Genomic DNA, 14,628 nt, shown 5'->3' with positions numbered 1-14,628 from the left:
GTGCTAGTTATCGCCTGCCCGGGCCAGGGAGCCCAGAAGTCCGGATTCCTCTCCTCCTGGCTCAATCGCCCGGCATTCGCCGAATCACTCGATGCGCTCTCCGCCGCCGCAGACCTCGACCTGCGCATCCATGGCACGGAGTCCGATGACGAGACGATCAAGAGCACCGACATCGCCCAGCCGCTGCTCGTCGCCTCGGCGATCGCCGCCTACCGGGAGCTCTTCGCCGACGTCGACGTCTCCCCCGACGTCGTCGCAGGCCACTCCGTCGGTGAGATCGGTGCTGCGAACATCGCCGGCGTTCTCGATGACACCGCGGCGATGAAGTTCGTCATGACGCGTGCGACCGGCATGGCAGAGGCCTCGGCCGCCACACCCACCGGCATGGCCGCCGTCGTCGGCGGGGAGCCCGACGATGTGCTTGCCGCCATCGAATCCGCTGGCCTGTCGCCTGCCAATGTCAACGGCGCAGGACAGACCGTCGCCGCTGGCGCGGTCGAGAACATCGAGAAACTGGCCGAGAACCCGCCGGAGCGAGCCCGCGTCATCCCGCTCAAAGTCGCAGGCGCCTTCCACACCTCCTACATGGGCTCGGCCCAGGCTCCGCTGGCGACACTGGCCTCGAACCTCGAAGCCCAGGACCCGCAGCTGACGATCCTCACCAACGCCACCGGTGAGCCGGTCGACTCCGGCTCCGAGTACCTCGACCTGCTCGTCAAGCAGGTGACGAATCCGGTGCGCTGGGATCTGTGCCAGAAGCAGCTGCTCGACATGCGCGTCACCGGTCTGCTCGAGCTCGTGCCCGGCGGCACCCTCACCGGGCTGGCCAAGCGGGCGATGCGCGGAGTCGAGACGTTTGCACTGAAGTCAGCCGACGATCTCGATGACGCCCGCGCCTTCGTCCAGGCCCACGCCGGCCAGTCCCCTGCAGAATCCTGAAGCGGCCGCACTCGCAGCTGTAGACAGAGAAGAGGTTCCCTATGACAGCACCGACACTGCAGACCACGCCGGCCGGCCGGTACTCCACCATCACCGGCATCGGCGGCTACCGCGGTGAGATCACCGTGCGCAACGACGACATCGTCGAGCCGATCGACTCCTCCGATGAGTGGATTCGCCAGCGCACCGGCATCATCACCCGCCGCTACGCCAGCGAGGACGTCGGCGTCGCAGAGATGAGCGAGGAGGCCGCGCAGGAGGCGATCGCCAACGCCGGCCTCAAGCCCACCGACATCGGCGGCATCATCATCGCCACCGTCACCTTCCCCCACCCGACGCCGTCCGTGGCAGCGATGCTGACTGACCGGCTGGGCACTGGCCCGATTCCCGCCTGGGACATCTCGGCTGCCTGCGCCGGATACTGCTATGCCATCGCCCAGGCCGACGGGCTGGTGCGCTCCGGCGTCATGGACAACGTCCTCGTCATCGGTGCGGAGAAGCTCTCCGACTGGATCGACCCGACTGACCGGTCGATCTCCTTCATCCTCGCCGACGGTGCTGGCGCTGTCGTCGTCTCCGCCAGCGACGAGCCGGGCATCGGCCAGAGTGTGTGGGGTTCGAAGGGCGAGAACTGGGACACCATCCACATGACCAATTCGCTGCTGGATCTCAAGAACAACCCCGAAGGCGGCACGTGGCCGACACTGCGCCAGGACGGCCCCAGCGTGTTCCGGTGGGCGGTCTGGGAGATGGCCGAGGTCGCCAAAGAGGCCCTCGAAGCCGCTGGTGTCGAAGCCAGCGGCCTGGCAGCTTTCGTGCCCCACCAGGCGAATATGCGCATCATCGACGAACTGGCCAAGCAGCTGAAGCTGCCTGACTCCGTCGTCATCGGCCGCGACATCGCCGACAACGGCAACACCTCGTCGGCGTCGATTCCGCTGGCCACCGAACGGCTGCTGCGCGAGCACCCCGAGCTCTCCGGTGGGCTGTCGCTGCAGATCGGCTTCGGTGCCGGACTCGTCTACGGGGCGCAGGTCGTCAAGCTGCCATGAGCACCACAGCAGGGATGACGGCGCGCCAGGCACGACCTGCCGAGGCACCTGGCTCCTTGCATATGCGCAGCAGGCATGACGTAGGATTCTGACGGGACAACTCGTCGAATCACGTTCCACAAGCCGGCCGGTCAACCTGGCCGGGAAGCATTGAGAAAGAAGGAAGATATGGCACATAGCGAAGCTGAAGTCCTCGCAGGACTCGCTGACATCGTGAACGAAGAGACCGGCCTGGCCACCGAAGCTGTCGAGCCGAGCAAGTCCTTCACCGATGATCTCGACATCGACTCGATCTCGATGATGACGATCGTCGTCAACGCTGAGAAGAAGTTCGGCGTGAAGATCCCGGATGACGACGTCAAGGATCTCGTCACCGTGCAGGACGCTGTCGACTACATCGTCAAAGCACAGCAGGCCTAAGAATTCCGATCACGGGGCGGCCGGCCCGCGCGGTCTCACCGCCCCGTGATGGACCCCAACCGATTCGACGAGGTTGATCACATGACTTCCACAGTTGTCGTCACCGGCATCGGTGCCGTCACACCCATCGGCACGACCGCCGAAGCCACCTGGCAGGCAGCGCTCAAGGGAACCTCGGGCGCCCATACTCTCGACAACAGCTGGTCTGAGGACTATGGCATTCCTGTCAGCTTCGCCGCCACCGTCGACCGCAGCGTCGTCGACGAACGCCTCAAGCGCGTGCAGGCCAAGCGACTCGACCCCTCAAGCCAGTACGCTCTCATCGCCGCCCGCGAGGCATGGGAGGACGCACAGACCCCCGAGATCGATCCCGAACGTCTCGCCGTCTCCTGGGCCACCGGCATCGGCGGTGTCTGGACGCTGCTCAACGCCTGGGACACCCTGCGCGAAGAGGGCTCCCGCCGCGTCATGCCGCTGACGGTGCCGATGCTCATGCCCAACGCTCCGGCTGCCGCCATCGGCATGGACCTCAAGGCGCGTGCCGCCGTGCAGACCGTTGTCTCGGCGTGTGCCTCCTCGACCGAAAGCCTCGGCCAGGCACTCGACGTCATCCGCTCCGGCAAGGCCGACGTCGTCATCGCCGGTGGTTCGGAATCTGCCGTGCACCCGATCACCATGTCGGCGTTCTCGTCCATGCAGGCGCTGTCCCGCCGCAACGACTCGCCGGAGACCGCATCGCGTCCCTACGACGTCGACCGCGACGGCTTCGTCATGGGCGAAGGCGCTGGAGCGCTCGTGCTCGAAACCGAAGAGCACGCCAAGGCCCGCGGTGCCAAGATCTACGCTGAGATCGCCGGCTGGGGCGTGTCGAACGACTCGCACCACATCACCGCCAACGAGCCCGAGGGCAAGTACGCGCTGCACGCGATGCAGCATGCCGTCGACAACGCCGGCATCGACGTTGCTGACATCAAGCACATCAACGCCCACGCCACCTCGACCCCGGTCGGTGACGTGCCCGAGTCCCTGGCTGTCAACGCGCTGCTGGGTGAGAACGTCTCTGAGGCGCTCGTCTCCGCGACGAAGTCGATGACCGGGCACCTGCTCGGCGGTGCGGGCGCAGTCGAGGCGATCCTCGCTGTGCTGGCAACTCACCATCGTGTCGCCCCGCCTACGATCAACATCGAGAGCCTCGATCCCGAGATCAAGCTCAACGTCGTCCGCGACACCCCGGCGGATCTCCCCAGCGGAGACTTCGCTGCGCTGACGAACTCCTTCGGATTCGGCGGTCATAACGCCGTGTGCGTCATCAAGACCGTCTGATCGGAGCACAACCGGTTTGCGGTTGGGCGTGTTTCAGGGCCTGCAGTCATCTGCGACTGCAGGCCCTGCTGCATCTGCGTGCTGGCTCGAGCCCCACGTGTGAGCTGGGAGCCCGAGCGTATGAGCCGAGAGCCGAGCGTGTGGGCCAGGGCCAGGACCGCTGGCATCGGTGAGGCAGCCTGCGGGCAGGAGGAAGACACCGAAAGGCCGGATGCACCCCGCAACAGCTGCCGCGATGCCAGCGCTGGTCAGTAAGAGCGCAGGTCTGTGGGTCAGACTGCGGTGGTCAGCCAGCGCACGGGAGCGCCGTCGCCGGCGTAGCGGAAGGCTTCGAGCTCGTTGTCCCATGCCTCGCCCAGGGCGCGCTGCATGAGCGATTCGAGCTTCTCGGGATTGCCGGCTGCACGCTCCATGACCGAGCGGATGATGTCTTCGGAGACCATGATGTTGCCGTGCACGTCGGTGACAGCGTGGTAGATGCCCAGGCGCGGAGTGTGGCTCCAGCGGCCGCCGTCAGCGCCGGGTGAGGGTTCCTCGGTCACTTCGTAGCGCACGCCCTCCCAGCCGCGCAGCGCCGAGGCGATGCGGGCACCGGAGCCTGCTGGGGCACGCCAGCAGATCTCGGCGCGGAACGTGCCGGGCGCGGCCGGTTGCGGCGACCAGTCGAAGGCCGCCTGCGCGCCGATCGCCCCGCCGGCGGCCCATTCGATGTGAGGGCACAGCGCACGAGGTGCTGAGTGGACGAAGAGTACGCCCTGAGTCATATCCATTTCTGCCTCCTGAGCCTTCGGATACGTCTTCCCCTACGATCCGAACAGGAGGATGCCACCAGCATAGACGATCGCCGTCCCTGTTCAAAAGACATCCCCGTCCTGGCGGCCTCGGTTCTCTGCTAATCTGTTGCTGGCCTCGGCCTGCTGGTGCTAAGGCAGGCGATGCTGGCCCCCATAGCTCAGCTGGTTAGAGCAGAGAACTCATAATTCTTTGGTCGTCGGTTCAAGTCCGACTGGGGGCACAGTCGGACAATCATCACCTCCGATCGCGCATATATGAGCGCATCTGGCGGCAGAACGGATTCCCAAAGCGACAACTCCGGCCGGCTCTTCTGCGGCTTGCGCAGAAGTGCTGCAGTCCATCTCTCTGAACATCGGCTTCGCATCAGCGCGGGCGGGTCATCCGGCATCATGCCGGTCGCGGACGCGAAGCCCACCGGGTCTTCACCACAGCGAAACCCCGCCGTCCGGAAACCCCAGGACACCCGGCAGCCCGAGGAGCAGCTCGGCCCCTTGCCGGCACGGCATGATCCGGTGCCGAGCGCGTTCAGCGTTCTGAGTTGACTCGGGTGAGGACCGCCCGTGCGGCGTCGATGCAGGCGTAGCGGTCGGTGGTGATGTAAACATCGAACTCGACTCGGCCCTCAGGCCCTGGGTCGTTCTTCCGAGAGGCAGTGACCATGCCCGACCAGTCCGGTCCCACGACGATGAGCCCGTATTCGTTGCGCAGCGGATCGGAGTGGTCGATGCGCCCGCTGCGCACACCGGGAACCGGTGCGACGTCGAAGCCGCCGGAGAGCATCGCGGAGAACCCACAGACCTGCTGGATAGATGCGAACCGCTCGGCGGTGTCCTCCCACACATCTTCCTGCTCGCCGTAGATGCCGATGATGACGATCGAGCTCGAACCATTGAGCGCGCGGCGCTGGAGCGATTCGAGTTCCGAGCCCACGAGCGCCTCGTCCATGATGAGCGGGTCGTGCTTGAGGCTCTTGCAGATGGAGAACGGGGTGCCCTGCACCAGCCGGTTGCGGGTGAAGTGGTCGACGAGCGGATCGTCGTAGAGCTTATCGACAGGGCTGGGCGCCTCCGTCGGCGCACCGATGAGCGGACCGGTGACATAGCGGGCGCCGATCGCACGCACCTGGCGCATATCCGCCTCAGTCGCCACACCCTCGGCGATGACGACGGCGTCGGTGCGTTCGACGTGAGCGCGCAGCAGGCGGATGAGCTCAGCGAGCTCCCCGCGGTCCTCCATATGCAGCACATCCGGATGCAGGCTCACGACCGAGGGATTGACCAGCGGCAGGAACGCAGCCGTACGCAGATCGGGGCCGATCGATTTCATGCCGATGCCCCAGCCGAGCTGGCGAGCTTGGCGCACCGAGCGCAGCACGGTGGCCGGCGCCCCGGCGATCCGCCCGGGATCGAGCTGCAGGATGACCGAGCGTTCGGGCTCGTCCGTGCGATCTTCGAGCGTGACAAGCGATTCGGGTTCAGCCCCGAGGAACAGCCGGGTGGAGGCGCCCAGCCCGGCAGAGACGGCATCGCGCAGGGCGATAGATCGCAGAGAGGAATCGAAGTCGCCGACCATGCCGCAGCTGCGCACATCAGCACGCAGGGCTGCGAACTCATCGATGCGGTCGCGGTCGCTGCCAGCGTTCCCGTCCGCCCGGGCTGGAAGCACGGTGTAGCCGACGGTCTCAAAACTCGACGCCTCTGCGACCGGTGCGAAATAGGTGTTGACGAGGCCATGCCGGATCAGTCCTTCGATCTCGCCCGACGCCGATACATCGGCGGGTGTCGACAGCACGAGATGTCCTTCCGTTGGCAGCTGAGTCCTGTAAAGTGCTTTCAGTTTCTCACACGCGGTGGACACCGATCACGGCAGAAAGTCATTTATGACAAGACTGATACACGATAGCCGGAAATCGATATCTGCACCCCTGCAGAAAGGCGCCCACCGCCTCGGGAGCGGAACGCTCAGCGCTGCGGATCCTCGCCGACGATCTCGATCGCACCGGTCATGGCGACAGCCTCGTGGTGGTGTTCGGGCAGGCTGAAGTGCAGCGTCTCTCCCCCGTCGAGGAGGCGTTCGTCGTCCCACACACGGACCTTGACCTTCGAGGTTTCGTGCGAGCGGCTGGTGAGGACGAGTTCGCGCGCCGAACAGCGCACATCGATGACCTGGCCCTGGAACAGCACCCTGAAGCGCACGCCGGTGAGCTTCTCGGGCAGGCGGGGGCGGAACTCGATGCGGTCGTAGCGGATGAGCACGCCGGCGAAGGCGCGCACGACGACGTCGACGGTGCCGGCCATCGCACCAAGGTGGATACCCTCCTGGGTGGTGCCCCATTGGGTGTCGTGCAGGTCGATGACGAGCGATTCCTGCCATACGTCCCAGGCTTCGGGACGGCCGATCGCGGCCAGCACGGCGGCGTTGACGACATTGGACAGGCTCGAGCCGTTTGTCGACCGGGCAGTGTAGTAGTCGACAGTCTGCTCGACCTGGCTCATCGTGTACCGGTAGCCCATCCGGCCGAGTTCGCGGATGAGGCCGTTGGCGCCGAGCAGGTAGATGAGCATCGTGACATCGGCCTGCTTGGACAGCTTGTAGTTGTTCGTCGAGTCGCCCTCGGCCTCCATGATGAGGTCCATGCGGCCGATATTGCCGTACTTCTTGCGGTAGGCGGCCCAGTCGAGTTCGTCGAGGTCGTCGTAGCCGTCGAACTGGCTGATGATGCCGTCAGCGTTGAAGGGCACCGCCAGGCGGGCGGCGAGCCGGCCCCACAGAGTGATCTCGGCCGGCTGGATGTTGAGCCGGAAGATGAGGTCCTCGGCGGCATAGGAGGGCAGCAGTCGAAAGATCTCGACCGCATGGCGACATACCCAGGCGGTCATGATGTTGGTGTAGGCGTTGTCGCGCAGCCCTGAGCCGGGCGTGCCGGGATATCCGTCGTGGAACTCATCTGGGCCCATGACATCGTTGATGTGGAAGCGGTCGGTCTCGGCGTCATACGTGGCCAGTGAGGCGAACAGCCGGGTGATCTCGATGACGAGCTCGCCGCCCTGCTCGGCGAGCCAGCCGACGTCCTCCGTGGCGCGGTAGTGCTGCCAGGCGTTGTAGGCGATCGCCAGGCCAACATGCTTCTGCCGCCAGGAGTTGTCCGGCATCCAGCGTCCCGCCCGCCGGTTGAACAACTCGACTGGAGTCTCCTCACGGCCGTCGGAGCCGGACTGCCAGGGAAACAGCGCCCCTTCGAGTCCGGCTTCGCGGGCGAGGTGGCGGGCGGCGTTGAGCCGGCGCCAGCGGTAGAGCAGCAGCGATTTCGAGATCTCGGGCAGCCGCAGGTTCACCAGCGGCAGCACGAAGAGCTCATCCCAGAAGATGTGGCCGCGATACCCCTCGCCGTGCAGTCCGCGGGCCGGGGTGCCGGTGTCGGCGAAGACGGTGTGCGGGGACAGCGACTGCAGCAGGTGGAAGGTGTGCAGGTGCAGCAGCAGCTGGGTGTTCGAGTCGGCTTCGACCTCGACGTCGAAGCGCTCCCACAACCTCTGCAGGGCAGCGGTGTGCCCGGGCAGCAGGTTCTCGTAGCCGATTGCCGGCAGCCAGTTGAGCTCATCGACCGCGCCTTCGCGCACGGAGGTGAGCGCATCATCACGGGAGTTGACCAGGGCTGTCGTCGTGTCGATGCCGACAGTCGCGCCCTTGCGCATCTCGATGGTGGCATCGGTGAAGATGCCGGCGGGGTACTCGACCGGATGCACCTTCACTCCGGTGTCTTCGTCGGTCTGCCGGACGGTGTGCTCGCCGACGTGGATCTGGGTGCGCTGGGCGATGGCGATGCGCAGCTTGCTCTGGCTCGTCTCGACCTCGGCCAGCAGCGTGCCGTCTGAACCGAACTGCTGGAAGGTCGTCATGAGGTGCTTCTTCGACAGCGCATCGTACTCACGCACGTTGTCGTTGATGACGTTCATGTCGATACCGGTGCGCACAACGATCGGATCGGCGGTGTTGACCGGCGTGATCTGCGTGAGCATCGCTGCGACATGCTTGCGGTCCATCGACACGAGCCGCTGCTGGCGGATGATGAGCTCTCGTTCCTGCGCGTCACTCAGCGTCAGCTCGCGGGTGAGCACACCGTTGGCGAACGACAGCGTGCGCTGGCCGCTGACGATCTTCAGCCCGCCGGCGGAGAACCAGTCGCCGTCGGCGAACCGGATGTCGCAGACGTTCCAGTTCGGCAGATTGACCAGCGACTCGTGCTCAAGGTCCCGGCCGTTGACATGGCTCCACAGCCGGTTGAAGATCCCAGCCATGTACGAACCGGGGTAATGGGAGTGCCCAGCCGGCGCCTCGGGAGCGGCTCCGCGCAGCGACATGTACCCGTTCGCCAGCGTCGTCAGCGCCTCCCGGCGGCCCTCATGCTCAGGCTCGAAGCCGGCGAAGCTCAGCTCCCAGGGATCCTGGGGCACGATGCCCAGGTCGAGCTCATTGGCGTCGGTGACGACCACATCCGCCCCGGCTGCCTCCAGATCGGCGCGGTTGCGGTCGCGGGCGATGCCGACGACGAGGCCGAACTCACCAGTGCGGGCGGCCTGGACACCGGAGACGGCGTCTTCGAGCACCGCGCAGTCCCGCGGTGGGAAGCCGAGCAGTTCGGCGGCGGCAACGAACGTGTCGGGGGCCGGTTTGCCGGGCAGGCCGCGGTCGCGGGCGACCTGACCGTCGATGACGACGTCGAAGAGGTCGGCGATGCCGGCGGTCTCCAAAAGCTGCGGGGCGTTGCGGCTGGCGGTCACGAGACCAATCGGGGTGCCGCCCCGGCGCAGCCGCTCGATGAGCTTGACGGTGCCGGAGAACACTTCGATGCCCTCGCGTTCGAGCAGCACAGAGAAGTAGTCGTTCTTGCGCCGGGCCAGCCCGTGGATGGTGTGGGCAGAGGACGGATCGTCATCGTCGCCTTCGGGCAGGAAGATGTTGCGGGCGTTGAGGAAGGTGCGTACACCGTCCTCGCGGGGCCGGCCGTCGACGTAGCGGCGGTAGTCCTCGACCCCGTCGAAGGGGGTGGTGTCGATGTGGTGGCTCAGCGGCAGGTCGCCGCTGGTCACTTCGGGGCTGGCGAGCACGTCGTCGAACAGCCGCTTCCAGGCGATCGCATGCAGAGACGCCGTGTCGGTGACGACGCCGTCCATGTCGAAGATGACCGCTGACCATGGGGTTGTGACGATCGTGTTCATGGTCTCCTGCTCGCTGGACGGGGGATGTGCGGCGCGCAGCGACCGAAGACGCCGGCTTGCGTCTAGCCTAGCGAGTACCCGGCGACACGGCACTCACCGGCAGATGAACGTCCGGTGGCAATCTGCCTGACAGGTCGCCTTGCGCTTTGTGCTTCAGCTGCGCGCCGCGGCCGCGTGCCGACCCTGCCGCCAGTCGACGATGCCGACCACCGCCGAGGCGGTGACGACGATGGCGATGACGGCGAAGGCTGCGCTGAAGGCCGCGGTCCACCCGTAGCCGGCCTGCACGGCGAAGAACACTGAGGTCACGACTGCCAGGCCCATGGCGGTGCCCATCCGCTGCCCGGTCTGCAGCACACCACCAGCGGCCCCGGCGTAGGTGAGCGGCACGTCGACGAGCGCGAGTGTCTGGTTGGGGCTGATGACCAGGCCCTGGGCGATGCCGATGAAGGACACGGCGATGACGACGAGGGCGAAGGGCCAGCCGGCGGTGTCGTGCATGATGACCGAGCCGATGCCGGCCAGCAACCCGAGGAACGCCAGTGCCATGCCGACGAGCACGAGCGGGCGGCCGAGGCGGATGACGTACTGTCCGGCGATCGCAGACGAGATCGCCGAGCAGATCGCAGCCGGCAGGCCGATGAGCCCGGCTTGGAGGGCGGTGAAGCCGAGTCCGTTCTGGGCGTAGACGGCGATGACGACCCACACGCTGGTGGTGCCGAAGAAGTACAGGGAGATGAGCAGGGCACCGTTGGCGAAGGTGCGGGTGCGGAAGAGGTCCATGTCGACCATCGGGCTGCGGCCGCGCCGCTTGTAGCGGTTCTCCCACATCACCCAGGCGATGATGAGGGCGATGCCGAGCACGCCGAGGGCGAGGTAGGCAAGTGCTGCCTTGCCGACGAGCAGCGGCACGAGCACGCCGAGGGTGCCCAGGCCCAGCAGGGCGACGCCGACGAGGTCGAGGTCGGGTTTGTCACCCGGTGCGGTGGTGGTCTGTGGCGGCTCCCAGGCTGAGCGCGGGAAGAAGATGATCGCCAGCGTCACGGCGAGGATGACGAAGGGCACGTTGATGAGGAAGGACATGCGCCAGCCGAGGTCTTCGCCGAAGAACCTCACGAGCACACCGCCCAGCGCCGGCCCGACGGCGACGGACACGCCGATCGCTGAGCCCATGAGCCCGAAGGCCTTGCCGCGGGCGGCGCCGGAGAAGTACTGCTGGATGAGCCCGACGACCTGCGGATTCAGCAGCCCGGAGCCGACGCCCATAAGCAGCCGGGCGAGGTTGAGCACGAGCGGGTTCGGGGCGAATCCGGCGAGCAGTGAGGCGACGCCGAAGACGATGAGACCGGCGATGAAGAGCCTGCCGCGGCCGAACAGGTCACCGGCGCGCCCGGCCGGGACGAGGATGACGCCGAAGGTCAGCGTGTAGCCGGTGAGCACCCACTGCAGGGCGGTATTCGAGGCGTCGAGGGAGCTGCCGATGGCCGGCAGCACGACGTTGACGATCGACACCGACAGCAGCGACATGAACAGCGGCACGAGGGCGATGAGGAGGATGCGGCGCTGATCATCGCTCATCTTCGGAGTCTGCGCTGACCCTGCCTGTGCCTCCGCGTGCCGTTTGTCTGCCATTTCTCCATTCCTACACCCCCGGCCTCTGGCCTGGCAATACTCGCCAGTCACTGCCTCGGGCAGCCAGCGCCTCGTTACGATGGGCGCATGGACAGCTTCCCGCCATCTGCCCCGCACGCCGAGACCGCACCTGCCGCGCGGGGTGCCGGCCGGTACGCCCCGAGCCCGAGCGGCCGGCTGCACATCGGCAATCTGCGCACCGGAGTCCTCGCCTGGCTGTGCGCACACTCCACGGGCCGGGCCTTCCGCTGGCGGATCGAAGATCTCGACCGGGTGCAGGCCGGGGCTGCCGAGCAGCAACTGGCCGACTTCGCCTCACTCGGCGTCACCCCCGATGGCCCGCTCGTCATCCAGTCAGAGCGCACCGAACTGTATGCAGCCGTCATCGAAGCACTCAACACGGCCGGGCTGGTCTATGAGTGCTACTGCTCGCGCAAGGACATCCAGTCCGCGCCCTCGGCTCCGCACACTCCCCCGGGTGCCTACCCGGGCACCTGCCGGAACCTGACCGGGTCTGTCCGTGAGGCTGAGCGCACCCGGCTGGCCGGCAACGGCCGGCAGCCGGCCCTGCGCTTGGATGCGCAGGCGGCAGCCGGGCTGCTGGAGGTGCCGGTGAGCCCGTCCGGTCCCGAGGTGGTGGTCGCCGATGTGCTGCTCGGTGACGTCCGCGGGTTCATCGATGATTTCGTGCTGCGCCGCGGTGATGGTGTGCACTCCTATCATCTGGCCGTCGTCGTCGATGATCTGGCGATGGGCATCGACCAGGTGGTCAGGGCTGATGATCTGGCGTCCTCGACTCCGCGCCAGGTGTTCTTCGCCAGGCTGCTGGACCTCGTCTGCCCGCAGCTTGTCGGCACGGAGTCTGGGCATGCGGGGATCGAGTGGGTGCATGTGCCGCTCGTGCTCGGGCCCGGCGGTCAGCGGCTGGCCAAGCGCGACGGTGCGGTGACCCTCGGCGACCTGGCCAGCACGGGGTTCGACTTCTTCGCCTGGCTCGGCAGCTCGCTGGGCTTCGGTCCGTGGGCTGACCTGGAGCAGGCGCGGGATGAGTTCGACCTGGACGCCATGACCGGCGAGCCTGCGGTCTTCGATCCGGCCGACTGGGCTCAGCCAGCCGCCGACTGAGCCTCGGCGATCACCTGCCGGTAGATCGATTCGAAGGTGTCAAGCGTGTGGCGGACATCGTGGCGGGCCACGAGCCTCCGGGAGGCATCCCCCATCTGCTGCCGGTCCGCAGCGCTCATCGTCAGCAGCCGGGTGAACGCATCGGTCAGCGCCTCGATATTGCGTGGTTCGAACAGGTAGCCGTTCTCGCCATGCCGGCACAGGTGCGGCAGCGCCACCGCATCGGCGAGCACGACCGGCTTGCCGGAAGCCATCGCCTCCAGGGTCGCGATGCTCTGCAGCTCGGCTGTGCTGGGCATGCAGAAGAACGTCGCCTCCTGATAGGCCTTCACAAGCTCCTCGTCGCTGACCTTGCCGCGCAGCCGCACCCGATCGGCCACCCCGAGCTCGGCCGCCTGGGCGCGCAGCGGCTCGGCTTCGGAACCGGCGCCGATGATCTCGGCATGCAGGTTGAGGCTCGGGTCGGCCGCAGCGAGGGCTGCGATGATGTCGCCGATGTTCTTCTCCAGTGACAGCCGGCCGACGAACAGCACCGTCGGGTGCGTCTGGTCGACATCATCGGCTGCGAAGAAGTGGGACAGGTCAATGCCGCAGGACACCGCCTGGATCGAGCTGCGGAACCCGTTCTCCGTCAGCAGATCGGCTGACAGCTGGGTCGGCACAGTGAGGTAATCGGCCTTCTCGAACGACCGGCGCAGATCCCACCAGGCGGCCGCGCTGCCATAGCGCAGCAGCCGCTCGGGAGCATTGACGTAGGGACGGACGTTGTCGGGCATGAAGTGGTTCGTCGCCACCACCGGGATGCCGCGCTTGCGGGATTCGCTGAGCGCATAGCGGCCGATGACGAAGTGCGCCTGCGTGTGCACGACATCGGGACGGATGAGATCGAGCAGGCGGGACACCTCGGGCTTGGTCTCCCAGGGCATGCAGATCGTCCACGTCGGGTGCAGGTACCAGCGGTGGGAGCGGATGCGGTGGACGAGCACGCCGTCCTCCCACGCCGTCGACGGGGTCTCGGTGGCCGAGGGGCAGATGACGTGCACCTCGTGACCGCGGGCGGCCAGCCCGGTCGCCAGGGTCTGCGCGAAGGTCGCGGCACCGTTGACCTCGGGAGCGTAGGTCTCAGCGGGGATGCAGATGCGCAGGGTGGTGCGGTCAGCCGGGGCAGTGCTCTGCTCGGTCTCAGTCAACGATCGTCCTCATCGGGGTGGGTGCCGTACTTGTCGTTCATGCGCTGGCGCTCCTTGGCCACCACGTCTGGATGATACCGGGACAGTGCGATGACCGCCCAGCAGGCGATCGCCCCGGTGACGGCCATGAGCACGAGCTGGAGGATCGAGGCCTCCATCGCCTCACCGAGCACAATCGAGCCGAGAAGGACTGCGAAGATCGGGTCGATGACGGTCAGCCCGGCGATGACCATCTCCGGTGGCCCGGCGGCATAGGCGGCCTGGACGAACCATGAGCCGATGATCCCGGCCAAAGCGAGGCTGATGACGTTGAACCAGGTGATCCCGCCGAGCCCGGAGTCGAAGAACTGGTTGGAGATGATGTGCACATTCGTCGCGACGGTGGCGAAGAGCAGTCCGGAACCGGTGATGAGCAGCAGCTGCGGTGGGTGGTTGCGCACGAGGATGATGATGCCGAAGACGACGGTGATCACCAGCGCGATCCAGGCGACGCGATGCGCGCTGGCCCCGTAGTGGACCTCGTAGCGGCCGATGACAGCGGCCACGGCGACGAAGGCGGCAAGGGAGAGGCCACAGGCGGCCACGGCGAGGACGATCGTGCGGGTAAGTGCCAGGCCGCGGTGGACGACGGCGAGGATGACGGCGGTGATGAGTGCGACCGCCCCGATCGGCTGGACGACCATGACCGGGGCGATAGCCAGGGCGATGATGTTGGCGGCGTTGCCGAGGATGAGGACGATGAGCCCGAGCAGCCAGGTGCGGTTTCTGAGGATGCGAGCGAACTCCTGGACCCGGAAGCGGGTGGACTCCTCCTCGCGCTGGTTGACGCCGCTGTGCTGCAGGAGCGCGGCGTACGCCAGCGCGATCGCTGCGAACAGCGCCAGGCTGATGGCCAGTAGGGTGGTCACCCGGCCAGTGTAGCCCGCGGCCCGC

11 protein-coding genes and 1 tRNA gene are annotated in these 14,628 nt (G+C 66.7%); 6 read left to right on the top strand and 6 right to left on the bottom strand.

The genetic code is table 11. The features are described 5' to 3' along the window. The 4 genes from B4E96_RS01500 to B4E96_RS01485 all read left to right on the top strand — a co-directional run bounded on the left by B4E96_RS01500 (window position 1) and on the right by B4E96_RS01485 (window position 3,734). On the top strand, window positions 1–939 hold the full coding sequence (locus B4E96_RS01500; RefSeq protein WP_165884786.1) for an ACP S-malonyltransferase: 939 nt from the start codon (window positions 1–3) through the stop codon (window positions 937–939). A gap of 41 nt (window positions 940–980) precedes the next feature. After that, entirely contained in the window at window positions 981–1,991 is a 1,011-nt protein-coding gene (locus B4E96_RS01495) for a beta-ketoacyl-ACP synthase III (RefSeq protein WP_102159884.1), read from the top strand. A gap of 168 nt (window positions 1,992–2,159) precedes the next feature. Then, window positions 2,160–2,411 (top strand): acyl carrier protein, encoded by a 252-nt coding sequence (locus tag B4E96_RS01490; RefSeq protein ID WP_102159882.1) that lies wholly within the window; start codon window positions 2,160–2,162, stop codon window positions 2,409–2,411. 81 nt (window positions 2,412–2,492) lie between these two features. Beyond that, window positions 2,493–3,734 (top strand): beta-ketoacyl-[acyl-carrier-protein] synthase family protein, encoded by a 1,242-nt coding sequence (locus B4E96_RS01485; RefSeq protein WP_286956161.1) that lies wholly within the window; start codon window positions 2,493–2,495, stop codon window positions 3,732–3,734. A gap of 272 nt (window positions 3,735–4,006) precedes the next feature. Here the strand turns inward: B4E96_RS01485 and B4E96_RS01480 are convergent, their stop codons facing one another. Continuing rightward, a complete protein-coding gene (locus tag B4E96_RS01480; protein WP_102160700.1) occupies window positions 4,007–4,498 on the bottom strand; it encodes a DUF3145 domain-containing protein in 492 nt (163 codons plus the stop codon). Window positions 4,499–4,675: 177 nt separating this feature from the next. Between B4E96_RS01480 and B4E96_RS01475 the strand changes: the two genes are divergently transcribed. Next, a tRNA-Ile gene (locus tag B4E96_RS01475) sits at window positions 4,676–4,749 on the top strand. A gap of 305 nt (window positions 4,750–5,054) precedes the next feature. On the opposite strand, the gene B4E96_RS01470 is transcribed toward B4E96_RS01475, so the two are convergent. The 3 genes from B4E96_RS01470 to B4E96_RS01460 form a co-directional block, all read right to left on the bottom strand. After that, entirely contained in the window at window positions 5,055–6,320 is a 1,266-nt protein-coding gene (locus B4E96_RS01470) for an EAL domain-containing protein (RefSeq protein ID WP_286956160.1), read from the bottom strand. 170 nt (window positions 6,321–6,490) lie between these two features. Then, window positions 6,491–9,748: a beta-phosphoglucomutase family hydrolase gene (locus B4E96_RS01465; protein ID WP_286956158.1), complete on the bottom strand. Its 3,258-nt coding sequence runs from the start codon at window positions 9,746–9,748 to the stop codon at window positions 6,491–6,493. A gap of 153 nt (window positions 9,749–9,901) precedes the next feature. Further along, window positions 9,902–11,326 (bottom strand): MFS transporter, encoded by a 1,425-nt coding sequence (locus B4E96_RS01460; protein WP_286956157.1) that lies wholly within the window; start codon window positions 11,324–11,326, stop codon window positions 9,902–9,904. A gap of 141 nt (window positions 11,327–11,467) precedes the next feature. On the opposite strand from B4E96_RS01460, the gene gluQRS reads away from it, so the two are divergent. Next, window positions 11,468–12,505 carry a tRNA glutamyl-Q(34) synthetase GluQRS gene (gene gluQRS, locus B4E96_RS01455; RefSeq protein ID WP_259795905.1) on the top strand — a complete coding sequence of 346 codons (1,038 nt, stop codon included), beginning with the start codon at window positions 11,468–11,470 and terminating at the stop codon, window positions 12,503–12,505. Here gluQRS and B4E96_RS01450 read toward each other — a convergent pair. Both B4E96_RS01450 and B4E96_RS01445 read right to left on the bottom strand, forming a co-directional pair. Continuing rightward, window positions 12,487–13,695, bottom strand: coding sequence for a glycosyltransferase (locus B4E96_RS01450; protein WP_259795902.1), 1,209 nt, complete (start codon window positions 13,693–13,695; stop codon window positions 12,487–12,489). The genes gluQRS and B4E96_RS01450 overlap by 19 nt on opposite strands. Next, window positions 13,692–14,603 (bottom strand): DMT family transporter, encoded by a 912-nt coding sequence (locus B4E96_RS01445; protein WP_286956155.1) that lies wholly within the window; start codon window positions 14,601–14,603, stop codon window positions 13,692–13,694. The genes B4E96_RS01450 and B4E96_RS01445 overlap by 4 nt, the downstream gene beginning before the upstream one ends. Window positions 14,604–14,628 lie beyond the last annotated feature (25 nt).

It is taken from the genome of Brevibacterium sp. UBA7493, assembly GCF_002479565.1.
Lineage (GTDB): Bacteria > Actinomycetota > Actinomycetes > Actinomycetales > Brevibacteriaceae > Brevibacterium > Brevibacterium luteolum.
This window is presented reverse-complemented; position numbering and strand designations above follow the sequence as displayed.